The sequence below is a fragment of the Haemophilus sp. SZY H35 genome, assembly GCF_018829705.1.
Taxonomy (GTDB): domain Bacteria; phylum Pseudomonadota; class Gammaproteobacteria; order Enterobacterales; family Pasteurellaceae; genus Haemophilus; species Haemophilus haemolyticus_K.
Genome location: NZ_JAHKJZ010000002.1, coordinates 406,913 through 431,708 on the forward strand (window position 1 = coordinate 406,913; position 24,796 = coordinate 431,708).

Annotated in this window: 24 protein-coding genes and 3 pseudogenes; 5 read left to right on the forward strand and 22 right to left on the reverse strand. The window is 40.3% G+C overall.

Features of this window, described 5'->3' with window-relative positions:
- Position 1: 1 nt before the first annotated feature.
- The 4 genes from cgtA to rplU form a co-directional block, all read right to left on the reverse strand.
- Positions 2–1,174: an Obg family GTPase CgtA gene (gene cgtA, locus KP710_RS05565; RefSeq protein ID WP_111407963.1), complete on the reverse strand. Its 1,173-nt coding sequence runs from the start codon at positions 1,172–1,174 to the stop codon at positions 2–4.
- Positions 1,175–1,201: 27 nt separating this feature from the next.
- The gene (locus KP710_RS05570; RefSeq protein ID WP_111407964.1) at positions 1,202–2,122 is read right to left on the reverse strand and encodes a DMT family transporter; all 921 of its coding nucleotides are present in this window, start codon (positions 2,120–2,122) and stop codon (positions 1,202–1,204) included.
- Positions 2,123–2,202: 80 nt separating this feature from the next.
- Complete coding sequence (gene rpmA / locus KP710_RS05575) at positions 2,203–2,460, reverse strand: 50S ribosomal protein L27 (protein ID WP_005626413.1); 258 nt, start codon at positions 2,458–2,460, stop codon at positions 2,203–2,205.
- A gap of 20 nt (positions 2,461–2,480) precedes the next feature.
- Complete coding sequence (gene rplU, locus KP710_RS05580; RefSeq protein WP_005626416.1) at positions 2,481–2,792, reverse strand: 50S ribosomal protein L21; 312 nt, start codon at positions 2,790–2,792, stop codon at positions 2,481–2,483.
- A 214-nt stretch (positions 2,793–3,006) separates the two neighbouring features.
- Here rplU and ispB point away from each other — a divergent pair, with 214 nt between their 5' ends.
- The 3 genes from ispB to gorA all read left to right on the forward strand — a co-directional run bounded on the left by ispB (position 3,007) and on the right by gorA (position 6,311).
- Positions 3,007–3,996, forward strand: coding sequence for an octaprenyl diphosphate synthase (ispB, locus tag KP710_RS05585; RefSeq protein WP_111407965.1), 990 nt, complete (start codon positions 3,007–3,009; stop codon positions 3,994–3,996).
- 50 nt (positions 3,997–4,046) lie between these two features.
- Positions 4,047–4,784 carry an epoxyqueuosine reductase QueH gene (locus tag KP710_RS05590; RefSeq protein WP_111407966.1) on the forward strand — a complete coding sequence of 246 codons (738 nt, stop codon included), beginning with the start codon at positions 4,047–4,049 and terminating at the stop codon, positions 4,782–4,784.
- Between the two features lie 156 nt (positions 4,785–4,940).
- Positions 4,941–6,311, forward strand: a complete 1,371-nt coding sequence (gene gorA / locus KP710_RS05595) for a glutathione-disulfide reductase (RefSeq protein WP_215768001.1) — start codon at positions 4,941–4,943, stop codon at positions 6,309–6,311.
- A 71-nt stretch (positions 6,312–6,382) separates the two neighbouring features.
- On the opposite strand, the gene pnuC is transcribed toward gorA, so the two are convergent.
- From pnuC to cysZ, 6 genes are all read right to left on the reverse strand, one after another.
- Positions 6,383–7,060: a nicotinamide riboside transporter PnuC gene (pnuC, locus tag KP710_RS05600; protein WP_140581959.1), complete on the reverse strand. Its 678-nt coding sequence runs from the start codon at positions 7,058–7,060 to the stop codon at positions 6,383–6,385.
- Positions 7,061–7,211: 151 nt separating this feature from the next.
- The gene (locus tag KP710_RS05605; protein WP_215768002.1) at positions 7,212–7,979 is read right to left on the reverse strand and encodes an amino acid ABC transporter ATP-binding protein; all 768 of its coding nucleotides are present in this window, start codon (positions 7,977–7,979) and stop codon (positions 7,212–7,214) included.
- Positions 7,980–7,988: 9 nt separating this feature from the next.
- A complete protein-coding gene (locus KP710_RS05610) occupies positions 7,989–8,705 on the reverse strand; it encodes an amino acid ABC transporter permease (RefSeq protein WP_215768003.1) in 717 nt (238 codons plus the stop codon).
- The gene (locus KP710_RS05615) at positions 8,689–9,462 is read right to left on the reverse strand and encodes an amino acid ABC transporter substrate-binding protein (RefSeq protein ID WP_065265444.1); all 774 of its coding nucleotides are present in this window, start codon (positions 9,460–9,462) and stop codon (positions 8,689–8,691) included. Before KP710_RS05615 ends, KP710_RS05610 begins: the two co-directional genes overlap by 17 nt.
- Positions 9,463–9,616: 154 nt before the next feature.
- Complete coding sequence (gene cysK, locus KP710_RS05620) at positions 9,617–10,567, reverse strand: cysteine synthase A (RefSeq protein WP_140518512.1); 951 nt, start codon at positions 10,565–10,567, stop codon at positions 9,617–9,619.
- Positions 10,568–10,666: 99 nt separating this feature from the next.
- Positions 10,667–11,485 carry a sulfate transporter CysZ gene (gene cysZ / locus KP710_RS05625; RefSeq protein ID WP_215770978.1) on the reverse strand — a complete coding sequence of 273 codons (819 nt, stop codon included), beginning with the start codon at positions 11,483–11,485 and terminating at the stop codon, positions 10,667–10,669.
- 152 nt (positions 11,486–11,637) lie between these two features.
- On the opposite strand from cysZ, the gene zipA reads away from it, so the two are divergent.
- Together zipA and ligA are read left to right on the forward strand one after the other, a co-directional pair.
- A complete protein-coding gene (gene zipA / locus KP710_RS05630; protein WP_215770979.1) occupies positions 11,638–12,624 on the forward strand; it encodes a cell division protein ZipA in 987 nt (328 codons plus the stop codon).
- 110 nt (positions 12,625–12,734) lie between these two features.
- On the forward strand, positions 12,735–14,753 hold the full coding sequence (ligA, locus tag KP710_RS05635; protein ID WP_215770980.1) for an NAD-dependent DNA ligase LigA: 2,019 nt from the start codon (positions 12,735–12,737) through the stop codon (positions 14,751–14,753).
- Between the two features lie 283 nt (positions 14,754–15,036).
- Here the strand turns inward: ligA and KP710_RS05640 are convergent, their stop codons facing one another.
- The 12 genes and pseudogenes from KP710_RS05640 to KP710_RS05690 form a co-directional block, all read right to left on the reverse strand.
- Positions 15,037–15,297 carry a hypothetical protein gene (locus KP710_RS05640; protein ID WP_252346377.1) on the reverse strand — a complete coding sequence of 87 codons (261 nt, stop codon included), beginning with the start codon at positions 15,295–15,297 and terminating at the stop codon, positions 15,037–15,039.
- A 589-nt stretch (positions 15,298–15,886) separates the two neighbouring features.
- Positions 15,887–16,180: a CRISPR-associated endonuclease Cas2 gene (gene cas2 / locus KP710_RS05645; protein WP_215770981.1), complete on the reverse strand. Its 294-nt coding sequence runs from the start codon at positions 16,178–16,180 to the stop codon at positions 15,887–15,889.
- Between the two features lie 3 nt (positions 16,181–16,183).
- Positions 16,184–17,045: pseudogene (cas1, locus tag KP710_RS05650) on the reverse strand (CRISPR-associated endonuclease Cas1).
- Between the two features lie 156 nt (positions 17,046–17,201).
- The gene (locus tag KP710_RS05655; protein ID WP_215770683.1) at positions 17,202–17,948 is read right to left on the reverse strand and encodes a HEPN domain-containing protein; all 747 of its coding nucleotides are present in this window, start codon (positions 17,946–17,948) and stop codon (positions 17,202–17,204) included.
- A gap of 144 nt (positions 17,949–18,092) precedes the next feature.
- Positions 18,093–18,716: an Nmad2 family putative nucleotide modification protein gene (locus KP710_RS05660; RefSeq protein WP_215770684.1), complete on the reverse strand. Its 624-nt coding sequence runs from the start codon at positions 18,714–18,716 to the stop codon at positions 18,093–18,095.
- A complete protein-coding gene (cas4, locus tag KP710_RS05665; RefSeq protein WP_215770685.1) occupies positions 18,691–19,341 on the reverse strand; it encodes a CRISPR-associated protein Cas4 in 651 nt (216 codons plus the stop codon). Before cas4 ends, KP710_RS05660 begins: the two co-directional genes overlap by 26 nt.
- Positions 19,342–19,435: 94 nt before the next feature.
- A complete protein-coding gene (gene cas7c, locus KP710_RS05670) occupies positions 19,436–20,302 on the reverse strand; it encodes a type I-C CRISPR-associated protein Cas7/Csd2 (RefSeq protein ID WP_215770686.1) in 867 nt (288 codons plus the stop codon).
- Positions 20,303–20,313: 11 nt separating this feature from the next.
- Positions 20,314–22,092, reverse strand: a pseudogene (cas8c, locus tag KP710_RS05675) (type I-C CRISPR-associated protein Cas8c/Csd1).
- Positions 22,089–22,763: a type I-C CRISPR-associated protein Cas5c gene (gene cas5c, locus KP710_RS05680; protein WP_215770688.1), complete on the reverse strand. Its 675-nt coding sequence runs from the start codon at positions 22,761–22,763 to the stop codon at positions 22,089–22,091. The pseudogene cas8c and the gene cas5c overlap by 4 nt, the downstream one beginning before the upstream one ends.
- Before the next feature lie 150 nt (positions 22,764–22,913).
- Positions 22,914–23,858, reverse strand: coding sequence for an HNH endonuclease family protein (locus KP710_RS09510; protein ID WP_308163122.1), 945 nt, complete (start codon positions 23,856–23,858; stop codon positions 22,914–22,916).
- Positions 23,859–24,056: 198 nt separating this feature from the next.
- A pseudogene (locus KP710_RS09470) lies at positions 24,057–24,461 on the reverse strand (hypothetical protein); the annotation flags it as partial.
- A gap of 12 nt (positions 24,462–24,473) precedes the next feature.
- Positions 24,474–24,743 (reverse strand): GmrSD restriction endonuclease domain-containing protein, encoded by a 270-nt coding sequence (locus KP710_RS05690; protein ID WP_215770690.1) that lies wholly within the window; start codon positions 24,741–24,743, stop codon positions 24,474–24,476.
- Positions 24,744–24,796 lie beyond the last annotated feature (53 nt).

Sequence of the window (24,796 nt, forward strand, 5' to 3'; positions counted from 1 at the left end):
ATTAAGGTTTATAGATAAACTCTATACCTTCATCATCTTCTTCGGTCCAATCATCATCCCAATCTTCGTCAACATCAAGTTGATGCTCCGCTAGTTGTTCCTGATGATAATCTTCCCATTTGAATTTTACTTCTTCAGGTGCAACTTGTTGTATTTCAGCTTCTCGTGGATTCGCTATGATAAAGTCCATAATATCACGACAAAGTGGTGGAACATTTTTCCCTGTTGCAGCTGAAATTAGGTAATAATCTTCTTCCCAACCCAATTGTTCAGTAATTTCTCGAGCCCGCTCTTCAGCTTCTTCATCGCTCATCGTATCAATTTTATTGAATACTAACCAACGTGGTTTTTCTGATAATTTTTCACTGTATTGGAAAAGTTCAGATTCAATAATAGCGACATTATCTGCTGGATTAGAGCCATCAATTGGAGCAATATCGACTAAATGAATAAGCACTCTACAACGTTCTAAATGTTTTAAAAAGCGAATTCCTAGCCCAGCACCATCTGCTGCACCCTCAATTAATCCTGGAATATCAGCAACGACGAAACTATGTGAGTCGTCTACTTTCACAACACCGAGACTTGGTACTAAAGTAGTAAATGGATAATCTGCAACTTTTGGTTTGGCGGCTGAAACGGCACGAATAAAAGTGGATTTACCTGCATTAGGTAAACCGAGCATTCCCACATCGGCAAGCAACATTAATTCGAGTAATAAATCGCGTTTTTCACCCGGTGTTCCCATTGTTTTTTGACGCGGTGCACGGTTTACTGATGATTTGAAACGAGTATTCCCTAAACCGTGATAACCACCTTTGGCTACCAACATTTTTTGACCGTGTTGGGTTAAATCCCCCAAGGTTTCTTGGGTGTCGTTATCAATAGCGCGAGTTCCTACGGGAACAGGTAAAATAATATCTTTACCGCGACGCCCTGTACAATCTGAACTCCGCCCATTCTCTCCACGCTCTGCAGCAAAGCGTTTATTAAAACGGTAATCGATTAAGGTATTGAGGTTTTCATCAGCTTGTAAATATACATCACCACCGTCTCCACCGTCTCCACCATCAGGGCCGCCTTTAGGAATAAATTTCTCTCGACGGAAACTTACGCAACCGTTGCCACCATCCCCAGCCTCAATTCGGATAAGGGATTCATCAATAAATTTCATTAAAACTTCTCCAAAATAAACCGCACTTTAATGAGTTTTGTGCGGTAATAATTTATGTCCAATCGCGGATAAAATTGCCCCGCATACTACAACAAATGCACCAATATAGCTAATGTTATTCAATTCTGGTGCCGCAAAATCTGCTGGGCTAAAATAATGGGCAATATGGGAAAATAGGATCGTGAAAAGAGGTACAAGTGTGATAACAACACTGACTTTTGATACATCCCAACGATTAAGTGCTTCCGCATAAGAGCCGTATCCAATTAAGGTATTTAAACAACAGTAAATAAAACAAATCAGAGCTAAAGGTGTAAGTTCTTTTACTTGCGAGAATTCAGCCATCGGCATAAAGGCTATGGCACAGCCTAAATACATCATTAGCAAGATTTGTTGCGAATTAAATTTACGCAACATTAATTTTTGCGCCATTCCATAAGCGACCCAAATAAGGGATCCTGCTACGCTTAAGATGACACCTGTTGAATACTGATTTAGTCCGGCAAATACATCAAAACGATCATTAAAGAATAAGCCTAAACCAATTAACAATAAGAAAAGTCCAATCTTTTGGTGCAGCCCCAATTTTTCTTTGAAGATCAGTACACCACAGATAAGCATTCCAAAAGAGGATAAATGAATAAAAATTTGTGCAACTGAAGGTTCAATATAATTTAGCGAACTACTAAATAATAGAAAATTGCCGGTAAGACCAATTACTCCAATAAGAGCAAGCCAAGCATATTGGCCAACTTTCATTAGTTCAGGTAATTTCTTTTTATAAGCAAGTAGGGCTAATAATGAGATCGCCGCTACAATAAAACGATACCATACGATAGTTTGCGCATTCATTACAGATAAAGCTTGTTTGAGAGCGATAGGTAAGGATCCCCAAGCCATAGCGGTAATAAGCGCAAAGGTAAAGCCTAATAAAGGTTGTTGTTTCATTGCTTGCTCGCTTATGTGAAATTAAAAAAGACAAAACGCCCCACAAAATTGTAGGGCGTTTCAATCGAATAGATTTTAAATTATTCAGTAACAATACTTACGTATTTACGGCTCTTCTCGCCTTTTACTTCAAATTTAACTTTACCATCTGCAGTTGCGAATAAGGTGTGGTCTTTGCCCATACCTACGTTGCTACCCGCGTGGAACTTAGTACCACGTTGACGAACAATGATGCTACCTGCTAATACAGATTCGCCACCGAAACGTTTAACACCAAGGCGTTTAGCTTCAGAATCGCGACCGTTACGAGTTGAACCACCAGCTTTTTTAGTTGCCATCTACTTGATCTCCTCTGAAATTATGCTTGAATCCCAGTGATTTTCACTTCTGTGAACCACTGACGATGACCTTGTTGTTTACGGCTGTGTTTGCGACGACGGAACTTAACGATTTTAACTTTCTCGCCACGACCTTGTGCAACTACTTCAGCCACTACTTTTGCGCCAGCAACTACTGGTGCACCGATTTTAACATCTTCACCATTAACGACCATCAACACAGAATCGAACTCAACTGTTGCGCCAGTTGCAAGTTCAAGTTTTTCTAAACGAACAACTTGACCTTCGCTCACACGGTGTTGTTTACCGCCACTTTGGAAAACTGCGTACATAAATACTCCGCTTAATTGTGTTTCCCTGCTCTTTAGCAGTCCACACTTAAAAATTCATATAAATAGGTCGCAAATTCTACGGAAAAATCCTACCTATGGCAAGAATTTATTTACAATAAAATAAAAAAATTCCCTTCATTTGCATGATTGATTTCAGAAAGTTTGAAAATTCGGGTAAAATGTACCGCACTTTTGACTAATAATTGATGAAAAAATGAAGAAACAAGATCTTATGAGCATAGACGAGATCCAGAAACTTGCAGATCCCGATATGCAAAAAGTTAATCAAAGTATCCTTGCTCAGCTTAATTCAGATGTTCCATTAATAGGACAGTTAGGTTTTTATATTGTTCAAGGTGGCGGTAAGCGGATCCGTCCATTGATCGCAGTTCTCGCTGCTCGATCTTTAGGATTTGGAGGATCTAATTCAATTACTTGTGCTACTTTTGTTGAATTTATTCATACTGCCTCTTTATTACATGATGATGTAGTGGATGAGTCCGATATGCGTCGTGGGCGCGCTACGGCGAATTCAGAATTTGGGAATGCTGCAAGTGTACTTGTAGGAGATTTTATTTATACGCGTGCATTTCAATTAGTTGCACAATTAGAGTCATTGAAGATTTTGGGCATTATGGCCGATGCGACTAACGTTTTAGCAGAAGGCGAAGTTCAGCAGTTAATGAATGTTAATGATCCTGAAACGAGCGAAGCTAATTATATGCGTGTAATTTATAGCAAAACTGCGCGTTTGTTTGAGGTGGCTGGTCAGGCTGCGGCAATTGTGGCGGGTGGAACAGAAGCTCAAGAAAAGGCTTTACAAGATTATGGGCGTTATCTTGGAACTGCATTCCAGCTCGTGGATGATGTATTGGATTATAGTGCAAATGCGCAAGCTCTAGGTAAAAATGTAGGCGATGATTTAGCTGAAGGAAAACCAACTCTTCCTCTGCTACACGCTATGCGTCATGGTAATGCTCAACAGGCGGCTTTAATTCGTGAAGCGATTGAGCAAGGTGGTAAACGAGAAGCTATTGATGAAGTATTAGCTATTATGGCTGAGCATAAGTCTTTAGATTACGCGATGAATCGTGCAAAAGAAGAAGCTCAAAAAGCAGTAGATGCAATTGCAATGTTGCCAGAGAGTGATTATAAGAAGGCATTGATTTCTTTAGCATATTTGTCTGTGGATAGAAATTATTAGCCCTTAATTTAGCTTATATACTTGATACCAATTAATTTTAATTAAACTTTATGAATACAGAACTTCAATCTAAACCTGAGCAAAGTGCGGTTAATTTTCAAGGCAAAACTCGTAAACAAAAGGTACGCAAAGATCCTAATGCACCTTTTATTCGTGAAAAACTTGAGTTGCCAGATGGACATAATAAACTCCTTTTACACTCATGCTGTGCGCCTTGCTCGGGGGAAGTGATGGAAGCAATCCTTGCATCTGGCATTGAATTTACAATTTATTTTTACAATCCAAACATTCATCCACTCAAAGAATATTTAATTCGTAAAGAAGAAAATATTCGTTTTGCTAAAAAATTTGGCATTCCATTTATTGATGCAGATTACGATCGTCAAAATTGGTTTGATCGTGCCAAAGGAATGGAATGGGAGCCAGAGAGGGGAATTCGTTGTACTATGTGTTTTGATATGCGCTTTGAAAAAGCTGCTGAATATGCTCATGAACATGGTTTCCCTGTATTTACTAGCTGCCTGGGCATTTCTCGCTGGAAGGATATGGATCAAATCAATGGCTGTGGGCATCGCGCTGCGGAAAAATATGATAATGTTATTTATTGGGATTATAACTGGCGAAAAGAAGGTGGCTCGCAACGCATGATTGAGATTAGTAAGCGTGAACGGTTTTATCAACAGGAATATTGCGGTTGTGTGTATTCTTTACGTGATAGTAATAAATGGCGAGAAGAGACGGGGCGTCAAAAAATTGAAATTGGTAAACTTTATTATACGCCAGATTAAGCTCCCTCTTTAATAAGGCTGATATTTTCAGCCTTATTTTCTTTTAAAATTAAGATTGATAGACATTTAAAAAGACCAATTACATCAATTTATAGCATTCTTCATAAAAATTAGGCAAAATACGGAAAATTTTTGAGTTTAAAAAAGGATCAAACTATGACTAAACATTATGATTACATCGCTATTGGCGGTGGCAGTGGCGGTATTGCTTCTCTAAATCGTGCTGCAAGCTATGGAAAAAAATGCGCAATCATTGAAGCAAAACATCTTGGAGGTACTTGTGTAAATGTAGGTTGCGTACCTAAAAAAGTAATGTTTTATGGTGCACATATTGCAGAAGCAATTAACAATTATGCGCCAGATTATGGTTTTGATTTTGAAGTGAAAAAATTTGATTTTTCAAAACTGATTGAAAGTCGCCAAGCCTATATTGGTCGTATTCATACATCTTATAACAATGTATTAGCAAAAAATAACATTGATGTAATTAACGGTTTCGGAAAATTTGTCGATGCGCATACTATTGAAGTAACACTTGCTGATGGTAAAAAAGAACAAGTAACCGCAGATCATATTTTAATCGCAACAGGTGGCCGCCCATATCGTCCAAACATTAAAGGACAAGAATACGGCATTGATTCAGATGGTTTCTTCGCATTAACAGAATTACCAAAACGCGCTGCGGTTATCGGTGCCGGCTATATTGCCGTTGAACTTTCTGGTGTATTAAACAGCCTAGGCGTGGAAACCCATTTATTAGTGCGTCGCCATGCGCCAATGCGTAATCAAGATCCATTAATCGTAGAAACATTAGTGGAAGTACTTGCGCAAGATGGAATTCAATTACATACCAATTCCACACCATCTGAGATTGTTAAAAATGCAGATGGTTCACTTACAGTAAAATGTGATGGTCAATCTGATGTTATTGTAGATTGCGTTATTTGGGCTGCAGGTCGTGTTCCAGCGACAGATAAAATTGGCTTAGAAAATGCTGGCGTAGAAACGAATGAACACGGCTATGTCAAAGTAGATAAATATCAAAATACTAATGTGAAAGGCATTTATGCAGTAGGCGATATTATCGAAAACGGCATTGAATTAACACCAGTTGCAGTTGCAGCGGGTCGACGCCTTTCTGAGCGTTTATTCAATAATAAACCGACTGAACATTTAGATTACAATTTAGTTCCAACCGTTGTATTCAGCCATCCACCAATCGGCACTGTAGGTTTAACTGAACCTCAAGCTATTGAACAATATGGTGCTGAAAATGTTAAGGTATATAAATCCTCTTTCACAGCGATGTACACCGCAGTCACTCAACATCGCCAACCGTGCAAAATGAAATTGGTTTGTGTGGGTAAAGATGAAAAAGTTGTGGGTTTACATGGTATTGGTTTCGGTGTAGATGAAATGATTCAAGGATTTGCCGTAGCAATCAAAATGGGCGCAACAAAAGCTGATTTTGATAACACCGTGGCTATTCACCCAACGGGTTCAGAAGAATTCGTGACCATGCGTTAATCTTCAAAGCAAAGAAAAAAGAGCGGTAAAATTACCGCTCTTTTTTTGTTTCTAATTTTGCTTAAGTATGTTTAGCTACGTTTAACCAATTTCGTCCAGTTATAATAACCGTACAACGAGTTAAGTAAGTAGGCTGAATACATTAAGTACATGGCTGGTGTTTCTGCCCATAAGAAAATAGAAAGGATATTTAAAGCAATCCATAACAACCACTGTTCACGATAACGCAAAATCATTAAAATCTGTGCAGCAACCGTAATAATTGTAGTTAGACCATCTAAACCAGTTGAACTGCCGCCAGCCGCTTGTAATGCTTGAACAAAAAGCAAAGTACCAACCGTAGTCACAACAATTAGTGTCCCCCATCCTTTAACAGTTAAAGCTTTGGCAATCACACTTTCTCCACCATCACTATTTTGCATATTGGCTTTCCACATGAAGTAACCAATAAATTGAGATGGCAAATATACATAGAGTACGGTATTCATTTCGCCTAAGAAATTTGATCCCCAAGCGACATAAAAATAAGTGTAAGCAAAAATTAATCCAAAGAAATAATTACTAATTTTACCTTTACTTACTAATACCACACACAAAATACCGGAAATACCAGAAATCATTGCTAACCAAGAATCTGGCGCTTGTACATAAGCCCAAATCTGCGCAATAATGAAAAGCGCAAGCCATATTACTTCAAAAGGCTTCCAGCCAGTAATAAACTCTTGCTTAAGACGTTCAATTAAAGTCATTTTTACTCCTTTTAGGTTTTCAGGTCGGTATTTTTACACAATTATTTTTTTTATGTAAAACATTCTATCAGATTATTCTAAACGTTATTTGTACACCAAATTTTATCCAATGAAAACGAGTAGTCACTCTCTTTTCAAAGTAATAAGAAAGTTAAATACAGTAATCTAAGTCTAAAGGCATTTTAGCTTGCATTAAGAATTGTCGAGTGCGTTCTTGTTTTGGGCAAGTAAAGAATTTATCTGCTGTATTTTGTTCTACAATATGCCCATCCGCCATCAAAATCACACGATCAGCAACATCTTTCGCAAACTGCATTTCATGAGTAACAATAATCATAGTCCATCCTTCCTGTGCAAGCATTTTAAGGGTTTGCAATACCTCGCCTACTAATTCAGGATCCAACGCAGATGTAGGTTCATCTAATAAAATTAAATCTGGTTGTACCGCCAAGGCACGAGCAATACCAACTCGTTGTTGCTGCCCACCAGAAAGTTGTGATGGAAATAAATCTGCTTTAGCTCTTAACCCAACCTTCTCTAACAACATTAATGCTTTTTTTCGAGCCTGCTCTTTCGGTTGTTTTTGAACCACCAGCATCCCTTCCATTACATTCTCAAGTGCTGTACGATGAGGAAATAAATTATATTGTTGAAATACCATTGATGAACGACGGCGTAAACTTAATTCATCCGATTTCGTAATTTTTCGACTAAAATCAATTTTCAAATCACCATCAGTAAAAACTAACTTACCTTGCTCTGGGCGCTCTAACAAATTTAGGCAACGCAAAAATGTCGTTTTTCCTGAGCCTGAGGGACCTAAAATAGCGACAACTTCACCTTTATTTATCTCAAAATCAATGCCTTTTAATACATGATTGCCATTAAAGTTTTTTTGAATATTGGTTACTTTTAACATAAACATTCCTTATAAATGGCGAGATAAGCGAATTTCAAGACGATCTTGTAAGAAAGATAAAACAAAACAGAAAATCCAATAAATTAAAGCGGCCTCACTATAAATTAAAATAAATTCATAGTTTGCTGCCGTAATATTCTGTGCGATACGGAATAATTCTGTCACTAAAACAAGAGAAGCTAGTGAAGTGTCTTTCACTGTACTAATAAAAGTATTAGAAAGTGATGGTACTGAAATACGTAAAGCCTGTGGCATAATTGTACGAATAAATGCTTGTCGATAATTCATACCTATCGCATAAGAAGCTTCCCACTGCCCTTTAGGTATAGCAATAATTGAAGCTCGAACTGTCTCTGCTGCATAAGCACCAATATTAATAGAAAATGCAATAATCGCTGTCGGGAAGGGCTCTAAAGTAATACCAACTTCAGGTAATCCATAAAAAATAATAAAAATTTGTACTAACATCGGTGTACCTCGAATTATAGAGATATACACTCGACATAAAGCCTGTAACAATTTTAAGGGTAAATTAGGGCTAGGCAAAGTACGAATAACTGCAACAATCACTGCAATAAGCAAACCACAGAAGAAGGAAATGACTGCCAATGGCAATGTGTATAAAATTGCTGCTTCCAACATAGGCCAAAACGAGCTGATTACATAATCAGCTCGTTCTGCGCTCATAAATGGAAGACTCGCCAACCAATTATTGAGTAATATCATCACCAAACCATTCAATTGAAATCTGTTTTAATGTACCATCTTGGCGAAGTGCTTCAAGTGCTTGATTAAATTTTGTAATCAATGCATCTTCACCTTGTAAAAAAGCAAAGGCTGTTGGAATTTTATCCCCACGATCATAAGCAATTTTTAAACCAGCATTCGGGTGTTGTTTAAAATAATCTAATACAGCCAATTTATCATTAATTGTTGCTTCTGCACGGCCTTGTTTAATAAGCTCTAAGCTCTGTGCTAAACCATCCACTACAAGAATCTGCGCGCCTGCAGCTTTTGCATCTTTACCCCAATTACTTGTTGCAGATTGCGCAGATTTACGACCCTTCAAATCTTCAAATGATTTAATACTGTTATCCGATGATTTTGTTACAATCACCCCACCAGAATAATTATAAGGCGTTGTGAAACTGTATTTTTTTAAACGCTCTGGGCTTGGGTTAGTTTGGTTTGCAATCACATCAAAACGTTTTGCATTCAACCCCGCATACATTGCATCCCATTGTGTTTCTTTAAATTCTACTTTCAAACCGAGCTTTTCAGCCACTTTACGAATAACCTCTACATCAAAGCCTGTTAATTTTCCACTTTTATCATGGAAAGTAAATGGCGCATAAGTCCCTTCTGTCCCTACGAGCAATGTCTTTGTTTTCTCAACGCGTTCTGAAATTTCACCTGCGTTTGAAAGTGTAGAAAATGTTAAACCCGCAGCCAAAAGTGCGGTTGTAAAAAATAGTTTTTTCATAATTGTATTCCTTATATGATGTTTGAATTAGCTTGATTATAAAAGTCTAATTAATAGAAAAACAAGACGATTATGTAATGAGTTAGATTTTTTAGTTATAAGAAGAACATTAAAAGTGCAGCAAAATTTTACCGCACTTTACCCGTAATATAACCTATCCCTCAATGCCCTCAAATAATGCGGTACTTAAATAACGTTCTGATGCCGAAGGTAAAATAGCCACAACTAATTTATCCTTAAATTCTGGTAATTTAGCAATGCGATCTGCAGCAGCGACAGCTGCACCAGATGAAATACCTGCAAGAATGCCTTCTTCTGCCATTAGGCGACGAGCTGTGGCAAGTGCGGTATCACTATCAACGGTTTCTACACGATCAATAATAGATAAATCTAAATTTTTTGGAATAAAACCAGCACCGATGCCTTGAATTTTGTGTGGGCCTGGTTTTGCTTCTTCGCCAGCTAAAGTCTGAGTAATGACGGGAGATTCCACTGGCTCAACGGCAACAGAAGTGATTTGTTTACCAAAATCTAATTTAATCGAGCGAGAAATCCCCGTAATCGTACCACCTGTTCCTACGCCAGCAACAACAACATCGACTTTACCATCCGTATCTTTCCAAATTTCAGGGCCTGTTGTTTCTTGATGAATTTGTGGGTTAGCTGGATTTTCAAATTGTTTAAGCATGACATAGCGGTTTGGATCCGAAGCAACAATTTCTTCTGCTTTCGCAATCGCGCCTTTCATTCCTTTTGTGCCTTCAGTAAGCACCAAATTCACACCCAATCCGCGCAATAAGCGTTTTCTTTCTAAACTCATTGTTTCCGGCATGGTGAGCGTGATTTTATAACCTCTAGCTGCTGCAACATAGGCCAAAGCAATACCTGTGTTACCACTCGTTGCATCTACAATTTCTTTCCCTTTCGTGAGCGTACCATCTTTTTCTGCTTGCCACACCATATTCGCTCCAATTCGGCATTTCACGCTGTAGCTAGGATTACGCCCCTCAATTTTAACTACCACATTGCCGTTGTGACCAAAGTGTTTTAAACGCACAAGTGGCGTATTTCCGATAGAATAAGAATTGTCTGCATAAATTGTCATAATATTTCCCTTTCGTTGGACTTTGTTAATGTTGGTTTATTTATAGCACCGCACTTTTGATTAAAAAAATAGTTATTTGATCTATTTTATAACCGCAAGCTATTTAACAATCCCTGTATTTTCTGAATGAACATCAATCCCTGTTTGAGATGAGGAATGACTATTCATATTAAAACGTAAGCCATTACGATAATTTTCCACCCACATCACCGTCGCACCACATACTGCAACAGGCATGATTAATAAATTAATCACTGGTACAAAAGTACAACAAGTAACCAATCCACCAAAAGTTAAACTTTGAGTTCGTTGATTGCCAAGCGCATTTTTCATGATATCAAAAGAGACTTTATGATTATCAAAAGGGTAATCACAATATTGAATTGCCATCATCCAACAAGTGAACAAGAAAGTAAGTACAGGTACGATGGTTTGCCCAACCAAAGGAATAAAACTCAGTAAAAACAAGGTGATAATTTTGGGCAGGCTATAACGTAATTTTTGCCACTCTCGAGAAAGCATACGAGGCACATCCCTCATTACATCCACGAGACTATCATCATTAATATTTTCACCTGTCAGAATTTTTTCTACTTTTTCCGCCAACAAACCATTAAAAGGTGCAGCAATAAAGCCAGAAAGTGTGGTGAAGGTAAAATAAAAGAGCAATAAAATCGTTAAAATTGACAGGGTTAACAAAATTACACTGAGAAAACTCAGCCAGTCTGGAATAAAATTCATCACCCAATCAATCGCACTCGTGATTTGGCTAATAAAAAGCCAAAATAAACCACAAAGTAAAACGGTATTGAGCAAAATTGGAATAATAACAAACCGACGCAAACCTTTTTGTGTGATGTAATGCCAGCCCATTACAAAATAATGGAAACCAGATTTTAATTCATTAGGATTCAACATTTTTCTTTCCTTTCAATAAAAATACGCCTAAAACAGACCGCTATTTTCCCTTAAAATTCCACGCATTGAAGTATTTTTTCACCTACTGAAATATGGTAGGATTAGCGCCATCAATAGCATTCTCGCAGGACTAGCACGCGTAAGGAATAAAGATGGATTTAAATACAATTTTGATTATTGTGGGCATTTTGGCACTTGTTGCCTTAATCGTGCACGGATTATGGTCAAATCGTCGTGAGAAATCAAAATATTTTGATAAAGCAAATAAATTTGACCGCACTTCTCATATGCAAAGATCCCATACGCAAGAAGAAACGCAACCAACAAATGCTAATTTGTCTCATGCAACTACAGCGCAAGCAAATGCACCAATTCGTCATCAAGTCATGCCTAATGCAGCAGTAAATCAAGAACCTGTTGATTATAGACAAAGTGAAAAAAGCGTCGATGACATTAAGATTTCAATTCCAAATGTTCAACCTGTTTATGATATGGGAAATCATCGTTCTGAGCCGTTGAAGCCGACTCAACCACAATATGATATGCCGACATCAAATAGCGTTTCAAATATGACATTGGAACAAATTGAAGAACAAAGCCAAAATGCTAGTTTCGATGGAATTAATTCGTCATCACCAGAATTAAGAGCACAACTTGCAGAATTAGCTCACGAAGAACGTCAAGTGGACTACAACGTATCTTTTAATGAACCAAAATCAGAAAAGACAGCTAAATCTAAACAAACAAGTGGTTATATTCAACTTTATCTTATTCCAAAATCTAGTGACCAATTCAATGGTGCGAAATTAGTACAAGCACTTGAAAACTTAGGCTTTATCTTGGGTGAGGATGAAATGTATCACCGCCACTTAGATTTAAGTGTGGCAAGTCCAGTTCTCTTTAGCGTGGCAAATTTAGAACAGCCAGGAACATTTGATGCTTACAACTTAGTAGATTTCAGCACGATGGGAATTGTATTCTTTATGCAACTGCCATCACCAGGTAATAATCTCGCTAATTTACGCATGATGATCCGCGCTGCACATACATTAGCTGAAGATTTACAAGGCATTGTGCTTACTGAAGAACAAGAAATCTTTGATGAAAATGCAGAGCAAACATATCTTGCTCGCGTGTAAATTCATACCTTAAATTTACCGCACTTTTATCTTTACTGAGACAGGCTTTATGCCTGTCTATTTTCACTCTAAACAAGCAAAAAGTGTAGTCATTTTTCCCCGAGAATTTTATGACAAATATTCAAACTCAAATAGACAATCTACGCAAAACCTTGCGCCAATATGAATACGAATATCACGTTCTAGATAATCCAACCGTGCCTGATAGCGAATATGATCGCCTCTTTCATCAGCTAAAAGCGTTAGAGCTAGAACATCCTGAATTTCTTACTTCAGATTCCCCAACTCAACGTGTTGGTGCAAAACCACTTTCTGGGTTTAGCCAAATTCGTCATGAAATTCCCATGCTCTCTTTAGATAATGCTTTTTCCGATGAAGAATTCAATGCCTTTGTAAAACGCATTGAAGATCGTTTAATCGTATTGCCTAAACCGCTTACCTTTTGTTGCGAACCTAAACTTGATGGTTTGGCGGTGAGTATTTTGTATGTAAATGGCATTCTCACCCAAGCTGCCACTCGTGGCGATGGCACCACAGGCGAAGATATTACAGCAAATATCCGTACTATTCGTAATATTCCATTACAACTTCTAACAGACAATCCTCCAGCACGTTTAGAAGTGCGAGGAGAAGTTTTTATGCCACACGCAGGATTTGAGCGTTTAAATGAATATGCACTAGAACATGGTGAAAAAACTTTTGCTAACCCTCGTAATGCTGCGGCAGGCTCTTTGCGTCAACTTGATCCTAATATTACAAGTAAACGCCCATTGGTATTAAATGCTTATGGTATTGGGATTGCTGAAGGCGTTGAACTGCCAAGCACTCATTATGCTCGTTTGCAATGGCTAAAATCTATAGGTATTCCAGTGAATCCAGAAATTCGTTTATGTAATGGTACGAATGAAGTTTTAGATTTTTACCGAGATATTCAGAATAAACGAAGCTCGCTGGGTTATGACATTGATGGAACGGTATTAAAAATCAATGATATTGCTTTACAAAATGAACTAGGATTTATTTCTAAAGCTCCTCGTTGGGCGATTGCTTATAAATTCCCCGCCCAAGAGGAATTAACGGTGTTGAATGATGTTGAATTCCAAGTTGGCCGAACGGGTGCAATCACACCAGTCGCTAAATTAGAACCCGTATTTGTTGCAGGTGTTACAGTAAGCAATGCCACCTTACACAATGGTGATGAAATTGAACGCTTAAATATTGCTATTGGCGATACTGTTGTCATTCGCCGAGCAGGCGATGTAATCCCACAAATCATCGGTGTACTACATGAACGTCGCCCTGATAATGCTAAACCAATCATTTTCCCAACAAACTGCCCAGTGTGCGATTCTCAAATTATTCGTATTGAAGGCGAGGCAGTAGCTCGCTGTACAGGAGGATTATTCTGTCCTGCACAACGCAAAGAGGCGCTAAAACATTTCGTCTCTCGTAAAGCCATGGATATTGATGGTGTGGGTGGAAAATTAATAGAGCAATTGGTCGATCGCGAACTGGTTCATACACCAGCGGACTTATTTAAACTTGATTTAACTACGCTCACACGCTTAGAAAGAATGGGCGCAAAATCTGCAGAAAATGCTCTCAATAGTCTTGAGAAAGCCAAAAGCACGACCCTTGCTCGCTTTATTTTTGCCTTAGGCATACGTGAGGTAGGTGAGGCCACTGCATTAAATCTTGCGAATCACTTCAAAACTTTAGATGCGCTTAAAGCCGCTGATCTTGAAGAGCTTCAAAAAGTGCCTGATGTAGGTGAAGTTGTAGCAAACAGAATTTTTGTATTCTGGCGTGAAGCACATAATGTTGCCGTTGTTGAGGATTTAATCGCACAAGGCGTACATTGGGAAACTGTGGAAGTAAAAGAAGCCAGTGAAAACTTCTTCAAAGATAAAACCGTCGTCCTCACAGGCACCCTCACTCAAATGGGTCGCAACGAAGCAAAAGCATTACTACAACAGCTAGGCGCAAAAGTAAGTGGCTCAGTTTCCAGCAAAACTGACTTTGTCATCGCAGGAGATGCTGCTGGCTCTAAACTTGCCAAAGCACAAGAACTAAATATTACAGTATTAACAGAAGACGAGTTTTTAGAGCAGGTTAATCTTTTAAACTAGTTGAATTCAAATCGTATAAACAAGAGCGGCCAAAAATTATCGTATTTTTGACCGCTCTTTTGTATTTGAATGTTAATTTATCTATTTACTGACATAGTCGTTTGTCTTATTTCATCCTTACTTAAATACACAGTTGCAAGGAGGTGGCTGCTATGTTGGCGATAAGGCGAGTTTGGGTTTCAGCTAGTTTCAACACACAGCCGCGCGAAAGCGGCTGCTTAATACAGTAGACACAGCATTATCTACATAAGTAAAAACACCCATACAATCCCCTTTTTATTAGTTATTTTTTGCCGAATTCTTTTAAGTCTTTTTCTGAATAAAGACCTTCTTCAAAGAAGTTATATCTGTTGTAAGCAGATTTTACTATATCGCACTTATGCACATTATTTTCTTTTCCACTAATACAATTCTGCATATCACTATCTAGCAAAGGTTTATTCACAAGATAATCATAAACCGTCATTTCCTTACTTTCTTCATTACAAGCAAAGAGAGTAATAGAGAATAAAGCCAATAAAGATAATCTAATTAAATTTTCCATAATTTACCTACTTGATTTCATATTTAAAGTTAGAGTTGATTTTTTTAATTTCATCTTCCCTTTGCTTTTCAGCTTACGTACGGTTGTACTGCTCAGTACTTAATGCTGAACACACAGCCGCGCGGAGGCGGCTGCAAATAACAGTAAGTATGTGCAGGTTTTAAATCTCGGTTTCAACACACAGCCGCGCGGAGGCGGCTGCCAATCAAAACAGCTCTATTGGTAACTAATCCATTGTTTCAACACACAGCCGCGCGGAGGCGGCTGCGAAGTGCATCTAAATATCTCCGGTCACAGAGTAGTTTCAACACACAGCCGCGCGGAGGCGGCTGCACATTCACAAATTGTCGACATACATCAACCCAAGTTTCAACACACAGCCGCGCGGAGGCGGCTGCTCCCTACATAAAAAAGTAAGAAAAATCAGCGAATTAAACACTGTATTTCGCTAACTGATTTTATGATAAGGAGTTTGGTAAGTATAACGGCCATACCGCCGTTATACAAATAGATTAATTCATCCAAATTGTTAAAGAAAATAAAGATCGCTATCCCATCAGGGTTTTAATGAGAACAACAGGTTAGCGAACTAAATGACAAGCACGTCTTTAAATACATCTACTGCCGGTTTTGCCCCATGATGCTCCACTTTATTACGCCACTTACTGCCCAAATGGTAAAAACGCAGACTGTCACATGTGGGGTCGTAGGTTTCCAACAGTTTGTTTTTCAACATAATCCACTGATCAGGCGTGACATCGCATTCAAATACCGAATATTGCGCCCGCACGCCGTAATCTAAGCAATGTTTTGCGATGCGGCGCAATCGCGCTTGACCATTAGGATCGTCAAAAGAAATATCATAAGTAATTAGCATTAACATAGTTTATCTCATCAAAAACGGCGGATATTCCGCCAAATCCCCACGCAAATGGCGCGCCAACAGCATTGCCTGAATATACGGCAGCAAGCCGATTTCTACTTCCTCGCCCAAAAACGGATGAACAATTTTTTCCTGCTTTTTCGCCTGCAAGGCTTGAAACAAGAGCTTACGCGCCTCCGCTTTCAAGCTTACCGCGCCGCTTGCTTCGGTAACGAAATCCTGCGGTTTGATTTGTCCGCGGTTAATCAGCGAAAGCACCAACCTGTCTGCCCACCACGCGCGGAATTCTTCCAAAATATCCTGCGCCAGACTGTCGCGTCCAGGTCGGTCGGCGTGCAGAAAGCCTACCTGTGGATCCAGCCCCACGCCTTGCAGCGCGCCGCTGATGTCCTTGCCCAGAATGCTGTACACAAACGACAACAGCGCATTCACCCCGTCTCTGGGCGGACGGCGGTTGCGCCCGTCAAAAACAAAGCCGCTTTTTTCACTCAAAAGCTGCCCGAACACGCCGAAATAATGCGCCGCCGCATCGCCTTCAATGCCACGCACCACATCCAGCTCCGCCGCGCCCTTCAACTGCCGCAGCGAAATGTTCAAAGCATCGACCGCACTTTGAATCGCCGCATTCTCCCCGTAATTGCGAATCTGCCGCTGAAGCACCCGCTTACTCGCCTGAATCTTCGCCGCAAAACCCCAGCAAAAACGGCGACACCAACACATTCACAAAACAGAAAATATGCCCGATGGAATGCACCGGCAACTGCGCTACCTTCTTACGCTCCTGCTCCACCACCAGCGTCTCCCCCTCCTTATGCAGATAGCTGCCTTGGGTGGTGATGTAGAGCGTGTTTTGCAGTTTGCGCATGGAAAACTCCTTGGATTTTGACCGCAGTTTTGGGTTTTACGGGTTGGTTGGGATACCTGAAAATTCTCGGTAGGTTGGGTTAGGCGGAACGCCGTAACCCAACACAACGGCTCGGCTTTTCAAATATTGTTTTTCAGACGACCTTGACTGAGGATTTCAGCCATTCTGCCCTTGTTCTATATTTAATCCATATTTATCTGATACATCTGATAGTTGTTTATCAAACTTCTTAAGAGCCTTGTCATTAATTATATTAATAAACCTTGTTATAAAAAATAGTAAATGTTCGACATCATTTTTATTTATATTCACATAAGTCCCGTTATTGTAACCATTATTGTGCGTAAAGGAGTTTCTAACTCTTATCATCTCAGTGCTATATTTTTCTAATTTTATTTCATCATATTTAATGTTTAGATTAAATATCTTGTTGCATAAGATAGCTATTTCGAAAGGATTGTTTATAGTTTTATTTTTATACTCATTAACAATTTCATTTATATTTGTTAGTAATTTCTTTTTTCTTCCTAAATTATCATTTGCAGAGGAAATAAGTTTTTTCTCATCGACATCTACTTCATTTTTAATTAAACCAGATATAAATCCATGAACAAATCCTTCTAGTGCAGAACATATATTGCAATATAAACAACCTAATAAAAAATCATCTGAATTAGATGTGTGGGGTATAATTTTTTTTAACTGCTCTAAATTTTTCTTACACTCATCAATTTTTTCATATAATTCTAAAGCACAATCAAATAAATTGAATAATTTATCCAATCCTTGATTATGCATATCCATTTCCTCTTCAAATTTGTCAAGCTCTTGTATAATCGCATCTAATTCATCATCTAAAATTTCATTTTCTTCTACAGAAAAATTATTTACAGTAGTGTTCATAAAATCCTCCAATACCATTTAGGGGATAAATATAGTGGTGCAGCCACACACTCATTGGGTGCATACAGGCTACGGTTTGCTCATGTAGAAACTGCCTAAGTGGAGATATAGAGCGTGTTTTGCAGTTTCCACATGAGGGTTTTCCTATCTATTTCCTAAACTACTAGGCTTACCAATAATCCCTTTTTCATATGTTGCCAACCAATCTAAAAAACTAGACACTAAAACGTGGTCATCTATATTTTTATGGTTGGGTCCTTTCTTAACGATCCCAAGGAATTTTTCAGGCAATAATGGCGCTTTGTCTCCAAAGTACCAAAAATCCCCACATATTAAAACATTCGTAGAATTCAAATCATGGCTCATATTGCCTTCATCATGGAAAGGGTTATTTAACTGAGTCCAACTTCCATTTTCTTTATAATAAATATTATCTCCTCTTCTTCTTGAAATATTTTCATCACTTGGTTTTTTGACTTGATATATTGGATTTTCAAAATATTCATTCATATTCACTACATCAGATACCTGAGCTGCATAAATTAATCGGTTTTTATAAACTCCAGAGCTAGAGCCTATTCCAACAAGAATATCTCCTATTTTTGAACTATTTCTTATTTTTGGTTTGCATGTAGCAAGGGTTAAAAATCCACCATAAGGATTAGGAGCAAAACCATAATCATGTGTAACGATATAACTCATTATTTTCATAATTTTATCTCGATTAAATAATGTAAATTCTCTATTCGCAAAATAGCTCAGCCACATACCCCACACTCCTATCCCGTTTCCCCAGCAATTCCGGCTGACAAATCTCCACCAGTGAGCAGGCTTTGCAGCGTTTGCCGTAGTCGGGTGGCGGGGTTTGGCCGCTGTTTAAAAGTTCGCGCACGGCAGCGATGGTGGCGAGGGTTTGGGCGCGCAGGTCGTCTGAAAACACGACGGGGACGCGGTGGCGGGTTTGCATATACCACAGCGCGCCCTCAGAGACGGTTTGCCCCGTCATTTCTTCCAAGCACAAGCCTTGGACGCAAAGCTGGATTTCGTCCATCGGGTCGGATTTGGGGTTGCCGCGTTTGTATTCCACAGGTTTCAGACGGCCTGTTTTTGTATCCACTTCCACTAAATCCAACACGCCGCTGATGCCCAGTTTTTCCGCCGACACATGCACCGTCCGCTCAAATCGTATGCCCTTGCGCGTTTCCGGCTCGCCTGAATCCACCCGCTCATGCAACGCCTTGCCTTGCGCGGTCAAATAGTTCTCCACCCACGCCTGCTCGTTATGAATCAACGCGCATTGGCGCGGGCAGAAGGCGTAGTGTTGCAGGGCGGAAAGGGGAATCAGGCGCGTGTCCTGATTTTCCCCTTGGGTTTTGGTTAAAAGTGCGGTCACAAAAAACTCCGTTTTTTGAACGTTGGCTATGCCAACGGCCCCGAAGGAGCGAATAAATCACATAAGTGATTTATGAGTATCTTTTTAAGTGTTTTTAAAGCAGCTCTTCCACACTCACGCCATTCAGGTCATCTGAAACCACGCTGATTTTGTAATCGCCAAAACCGCTTGCAGGCGTACCTAATTCGCCGTTTACGCGTTCGACTTTCACGGCGTCAAACAGTTTATGTGCAGGCTGGCTGCCGAGTGCACTGTCGTGTTTAAACACAATCAGTTTGCGTGCTGCCATTTCGCCACGGGCGGCGGAGCGGTCGTGTTCAAACATCAGCGTCAGGGCTTGCCAGAGTTTGGCTAAATCGTCGTCTGAAAAACTGGTTTTAGCAGCAAGGTTGGCGGAGATAAAGCCATGCACGCGGTAGAGCGCGTAAGGGACGATGTATTTTCGCCCCATAGTGCGTTCTTTTTCCAAGTCTTTTTCGTTGGTGACTGCCATGCGGGTGATGGAAACTTCCAGCGGCACAATCGGGTCGATGGATTGGGCAAACGCCAGCTGCACCGGGCCACGCACTTGTCCGCTGTTGACTTCGGTAGTCATCACGGCGCCAAAGGTGCGGATATCAAAGAAGTTTTTGCACATCCAAGCGGTAATGTCGCGGGCTTTGGCTTCGTCTTTTGGCAGTTTTTTGGCTTCCGACTCAATGCCAAGTGCTTCATAAGCACGTTTGTTTTGTAGGTTTAACACGCTTTTTTCTTTGATGTAGATTTCGTAACCGGCTTCGTTTTCGCTGCTGATTTCGACAAAATTACGGATTTTGCGTTTTAAGCAGACATCGGTTACCAAGCCTTTGCTGGATTCGGGGTCGAGGCGCGGCATATTGCCCGCATCGGGATCGCCGTTGGGGTTGCCGTTGGTTACGTCAAAAAAGTAAACAAATTCATAGCGGTTTTGAATGGCAGACATTTTCTGGCTCCTTAGTTTTCAATGGTTTCAGCGGTTTCTTTTTTAGCAAAATAGCTTTGTTTTTGATGGTAATAGCCGATGGCGAAGCGGCCTTGCTCGTCAATGCTCAAATGGCGCGGAAAGGTTTCGGGCAGTTTGGCAATGATTTCGCCCAAATCTTTATCCAAATTCACCGCCATGCCGGCTTTGTCTTTACGCAAGCGCGACAAATGGTGTTTTGTGCCCGACAAAAGGCGCGGAAAAACCGAAAACGGCACGGCGGAGGCAGAGCCGTAATAGCGGTCGGCGATGCCGGCGTTTAATTCGCCCAACGCCTGATATTGAATGCGCTCCAACACGGCAAACAGCTGCCCTAAAAGATAAGCGCGATTCGGGCTTTCATTATTCAAACTCATAGGAACTCCTTCTTCGATAAAACCCTTTCTAAAACGCCGCTGTAATACGGCTTTCATCATTGCCACGCGCAAGCCGTTTACATCGCCGTCGGCACGGATTCGGGTAATCAGTTGCGACAGCAAACTCAAGGGGTACGGTGTACCGCAAATCACGGCGCGGGTCATTTCGCCTGCCAATACGGGCGAGATATTTTCGCTTTTGCCCAACACGGCAGTTTGCAATAAGAGTCGCCAAATAGACGGCGGCGTTTTCCACGCGCAAGGCTCAAGGGCTAAATCTTGCCAATGCTGCGCCAAATTTTCCGCCAACTGCCCAAACGTGGTATCCAGTCAAAACCGAACAGAAATCCGCGCGGCATTAGGGGCAAGCCCTAAGATGTAAAAACGGGTATTGGGAGAGAGTTCGGGGGCAATTTCTTGCAGCGGGCGACCTTTGCCGATTTGTTCCAATACGTTAAAAACTTTAGCGCTTTCTTGTTCATCATCCGGCGGCGTGAACACGTGCGCGAAGAAACCTTCAGCAGCCTGCGCCGTGGCGTTATCATCCGCTTCCGCCCAAAAGACCGTGCTGGCATCGCCGATGGTCAAGCAGTGATTATTTTCGCGGCGCAACAGATAGTTCAGCGCGGTGGTGTAGGCAAAAGCGGATTGTTCGGAAACGGGCGCATTTGCTCCTTGCTCCTTACCAAACGAGGCAAAAGCTTCTTTGTTAAACGAGATAATCGAGCCGCCGGAGCTTTGCCCGCCAAATACGCCTTTAATCGCAGGATGCAGCCGCGCAATCGGGGCGGTGTCGCCGCTAATCAGGCACAAGCCCTCAAGCGCTTCATCGCTTTTCAGGCAGCCAGCCCACAAGCTTTGTGCGGCTTCGCGTTTATGGATAAGTGCGGTCGGTTTTTCAAGAGAAAATGCGATGTTGGCATCAAGCATTTTGGAAGGCAGATTTGCGGCGGCAAAATGTGCAGGCTGCCAGTTTTGCAGAAAACGGCACAAGGCTTGCAGGCCTTCATCTTCACTGTTTTGCAGTAAATCGAGATGATATTGCTTAAAGGCTTCAAAGGTTTTTCCAGACGGCGTAAACGGCTTTTCCTTCGCTTCGGCTTTGTTTTTATTGGCTTCCACGCCAAGCGCGTAGGCGGTTTTATCCCACAAAAAATTCGGTTTGATGCCCGACGTGCGTTTTTCAGGGCGCGGCACGCTCATCAGCTTCGGCTGCGGCTTTTTATCGACGGTCAGATTCGGCACAACGGTTTTCAGACGACCTTCTTTATCCAACACCAAAATCCAGCCGATTTTCTCCTCGCTAAAACCATAAGGCGGCACTTTCGGATTGCCCATTTCATCGGTTTTTGCTGCCAAACGGCGGTAATAGCGGGCAAGGGACGCAAGAATCATGCTTTCACCTCCTCGGCGTAAAACGGCGGCACATCAATCACGCCATCTTTCATTTCCGCGCGGAAAAAATGCGGCGTGTTGCCGTGATCAAAATCAATATCGTGCAGCATCCAGCCTAAATCACGGTTTGCCTCGTTTTCCGATAACGCCGACGGCGGCAGCGGCTCGTCTTCATCAATCAACGCAAAATCGGCAGGAAATTCACGCACGCCCAAACAAGGTTGCTGAAAGCATTGCCCCTTTTTCGCACGGCGTTTGAACATCTCAATATGCTTGGTAACGGTCTCATCCGCCCCCGCTTTTGCCGTCAGCACCGCATGGGCTTCAATCACATAAGCCACGTCTTTAAGCACTGTCGCCGCGCGCTGCTGGCGGTCGTCTTCAATCAGCGTATATAAATCGGCAACGCTCTTGCGCTTCATCGCCCCGCTGACCTTACCCGCCGAAATCTTGCCGCCCAATTCATTGCGCCGCACCGACTCAAACCGAATTGGCTTCAACACATAAATCCGGTCAATCACCCACCGAATCGCCGGCTTCCAATGCACCGCCGCCAAAATCCCGCGCGCCGCCGACGGTGTGATAACATCATAAGACACCCGCTCCACCTTCATCTCCGGACGGGTAAAACAGGCATAATCGCCCCAAATGTGTAGGCGGATTTGGTTCATTGGGTTCTCCTTTTGTTGTCATCGGCAGTTATTCGAAAATTTCGGATAGCTGGATTTTCTTTGTTTGGTTGGGAAGTGCGGATTTAGACGACGTTTTGAAAACGTTGGGGAAAATGACCGCACTTTTGCTTCTTGATGGAATATTTTCAACTAAGCCCAAATCATTTTGGCAATTTTAAACAGCAAAATATGGCGTTCTTCTAGTGCTTTTGCATCAAATTCATTAATTGCCTTCAATTCATCCAACTTATGTTCCTTCTTAAACCGTTCCACATCAAGATTTGACTTGTAAAAATCCTCTCTCAATGTTTCGTTCCAAAGCAAAGTCCCTGAATAAGTTTTTAATTTTTGCTGATAGATTTCATTGCTACTAGAAATATTGTCTTTTCCTTTTAATAACAAAATTCCACCTAGTCTATTTCGCTCCACAAGGAAAGTATCTTCATCTTCAAAATGTTTTTGACTTTCTTCATTTCGAGATAGGATGTGTTCAATATGAAATCCATTTTTTGCGCCTGTTTTTGTAACTAAATCTTCATAAGTATGTCGCATTTTGACATCAAATTGTTCAGCAAGAAAACCTTCTACCCGCGCAAAGAAATAGCGTTTAAAACGAGTATTTAAATTATCTCCTGTTGTTTTAAACAAGGAATAGATCATTGATTCATCAGACGTTGTTTTATCTTTTAATGCGTCTTTTAACTCTTTATCAAACGCACAACGGATAATTTCGTCGTTATCAGCATTGCGAATAGTTGCAGCAATTCGATGTAGTGCCTCTTGGAAGTTATTACTTTCGTAAACGCTCTGAAGTTGCAACAAAGAAAACAATCTATCTGTTTCTAGTGCAATTTTCTTAATCTTCTCCTCTTCTTTCTCATCATTAATCTTACAGGCAGATAGCCCTAACAAAAGCACACCATCAATATCATTTAAACGATTAAACGCAAATCCACCTACCTCATCTTTTTTAAGATGAGTTGATAATTTCACATACAAATCAGCATAATAAGTAAAATCTTCATCTAAGAAATCCATAACCCCTTGCGGATTATGATCAAGTTTCAAATTTTGTTGAAATTCAGTTGAAAACATTAATCGATGATAATCACCATCATAACGCTTGGCATCACTACGGCTTTGGCTAAAACGAGCTTTTAGATAAAAACGGAAAAAACGATCGGTTTCATCATCAGATAACTTATTAATTGCACGCGTTTTATCTTCCCAAAGTTGGTTATATTGTTTTTTATCCAATATAATCTTATCAATTTGCCCAAGCAGTTTACCTTTTAGAATTTCATAAGGCTTTAAACGTACCCCACGGTCATTAATGACTTCAAATACCATGGGAACGTCTGTCTGTTCTACAGATAAATTAATCAACACCAAGCGACGTAAAAAATAAAATATAAATGTTTCTAATTGATGTTTTTCTTTTATATTCTGATCTAACCAAGATTTGATTTCCTTATAGTTCTTAACCATATTATCGGCTGTTAATCCGCTATCTATTGGCGCGTCATCAATCTTTTCTTTAAACAATGCTTCCAACGTTGCCAAATGAGCTTCATGCCTCATCCAAAAAGTTTTTTTATAGCCTGATTGTCCAAATATTTTATTTTTTACCCAATCAGACAATTCGCTGTCATAGGCAGCAGCCCTATGATGCAAATTTAACAATATTAAAGTTAAAGTGGTTAGCCTTTGCTATCCATCTACAACATAAACACGTCCATCTATTGTATTGGTTACATAGGTATTCAAGTAATACCAAGGATATTTACTATCGATAACCTGTTCATCAGGGGGCAAACTACTATTCTGTTGATAGACTTCATTAAATTTATAAAAAATATCATCTAACAACCGCTTTACAGGTTCTTTTGTCCACTTATATTCTCGTTGATAAAAATCAATATAGTATTGAGTATTACTAAAAACTTTATCTATATTTTGTTTGTCTGGAGAAATATCCATGTTGTTTCCTTTAGTTAAGTTAATAAATATATAAAACGAGCATTAAACCATAC

Excerpts from the sequence above, each read along its gene's own strand:
- cgtA (WP_111407963.1), bottom strand. The coding sequence starts at position 1,174 with ATGAAATTTATTGATGAATCCCTTATCCGAATTGAGGCTGGGGATGGT.
- KP710_RS05570 (WP_111407964.1), bottom strand. The coding sequence starts at position 2,122 with ATGAAACAACAACCTTTATTAGGCTTTACCTTTGCGCTTATTACCGCT.
- rpmA (WP_005626413.1), bottom strand. The coding sequence starts at position 2,460 with ATGGCAACTAAAAAAGCTGGTGGTTCAACTCGTAACGGTCGCGATTCT.
- rplU (WP_005626416.1), bottom strand. The coding sequence starts at position 2,792 with ATGTACGCAGTTTTCCAAAGTGGCGGTAAACAACACCGTGTGAGCGAA.
- ispB (WP_111407965.1), top strand. The coding sequence starts at position 3,007 with ATGAAGAAACAAGATCTTATGAGCATAGACGAGATCCAGAAACTTGCA.
- KP710_RS05590 (WP_111407966.1), top strand. The coding sequence starts at position 4,047 with ATGAATACAGAACTTCAATCTAAACCTGAGCAAAGTGCGGTTAATTTT.
- gorA (WP_215768001.1), top strand. The coding sequence starts at position 4,941 with ATGACTAAACATTATGATTACATCGCTATTGGCGGTGGCAGTGGCGGT.
- pnuC (WP_140581959.1), bottom strand. The coding sequence starts at position 7,060 with ATGACTTTAATTGAACGTCTTAAGCAAGAGTTTATTACTGGCTGGAAG.
- KP710_RS05605 (WP_215768002.1), bottom strand. The coding sequence starts at position 7,979 with ATGTTAAAAGTAACCAATATTCAAAAAAACTTTAATGGCAATCATGTA.
- KP710_RS05610 (WP_215768003.1), bottom strand. The coding sequence starts at position 8,705 with ATGATATTACTCAATAATTGGTTGGCGAGTCTTCCATTTATGAGCGCA.
- KP710_RS05615 (WP_065265444.1), bottom strand. The coding sequence starts at position 9,462 with ATGAAAAAACTATTTTTTACAACCGCACTTTTGGCTGCGGGTTTAACA.
- cysK (WP_140518512.1), bottom strand. The coding sequence starts at position 10,567 with ATGACAATTTATGCAGACAATTCTTATTCTATCGGAAATACGCCACTT.
- cysZ (WP_215770978.1), bottom strand. The coding sequence starts at position 11,485 with ATGTTGAATCCTAATGAATTAAAATCTGGTTTCCATTATTTTGTAATG.
- zipA (WP_215770979.1), top strand. The coding sequence starts at position 11,638 with ATGGATTTAAATACAATTTTGATTATTGTGGGCATTTTGGCACTTGTT.
- ligA (WP_215770980.1), top strand. The coding sequence starts at position 12,735 with ATGACAAATATTCAAACTCAAATAGACAATCTACGCAAAACCTTGCGC.
- KP710_RS05640 (WP_252346377.1), bottom strand. The coding sequence starts at position 15,297 with ATGGAAAATTTAATTAGATTATCTTTATTGGCTTTATTCTCTATTACT.
- cas2 (WP_215770981.1), bottom strand. The coding sequence starts at position 16,180 with ATGTTAATGCTAATTACTTATGATATTTCTTTTGACGATCCTAATGGT.
- KP710_RS05655 (WP_215770683.1), bottom strand. The coding sequence starts at position 17,948 with ATGAACACTACTGTAAATAATTTTTCTGTAGAAGAAAATGAAATTTTA.
- KP710_RS05660 (WP_215770684.1), bottom strand. The coding sequence starts at position 18,716 with ATGTGGCTGAGCTATTTTGCGAATAGAGAATTTACATTATTTAATCGA.
- cas7c (WP_215770686.1), bottom strand. The coding sequence starts at position 20,302 with ATGTCTGCCATTCAAAACCGCTATGAATTTGTTTACTTTTTTGACGTA.
- cas5c (WP_215770688.1), bottom strand. The coding sequence starts at position 22,763 with ATGAACCAAATCCGCCTACACATTTGGGGCGATTATGCCTGTTTTACC.
- KP710_RS09510 (WP_308163122.1), bottom strand. The coding sequence starts at position 23,858 with ATGTTTTCAACTGAATTTCAACAAAATTTGAAACTTGATCATAATCCG.
- KP710_RS05690 (WP_215770690.1), bottom strand. The coding sequence starts at position 24,743 with ATGGATATTTCTCCAGACAAACAAAATATAGATAAAGTTTTTAGTAAT.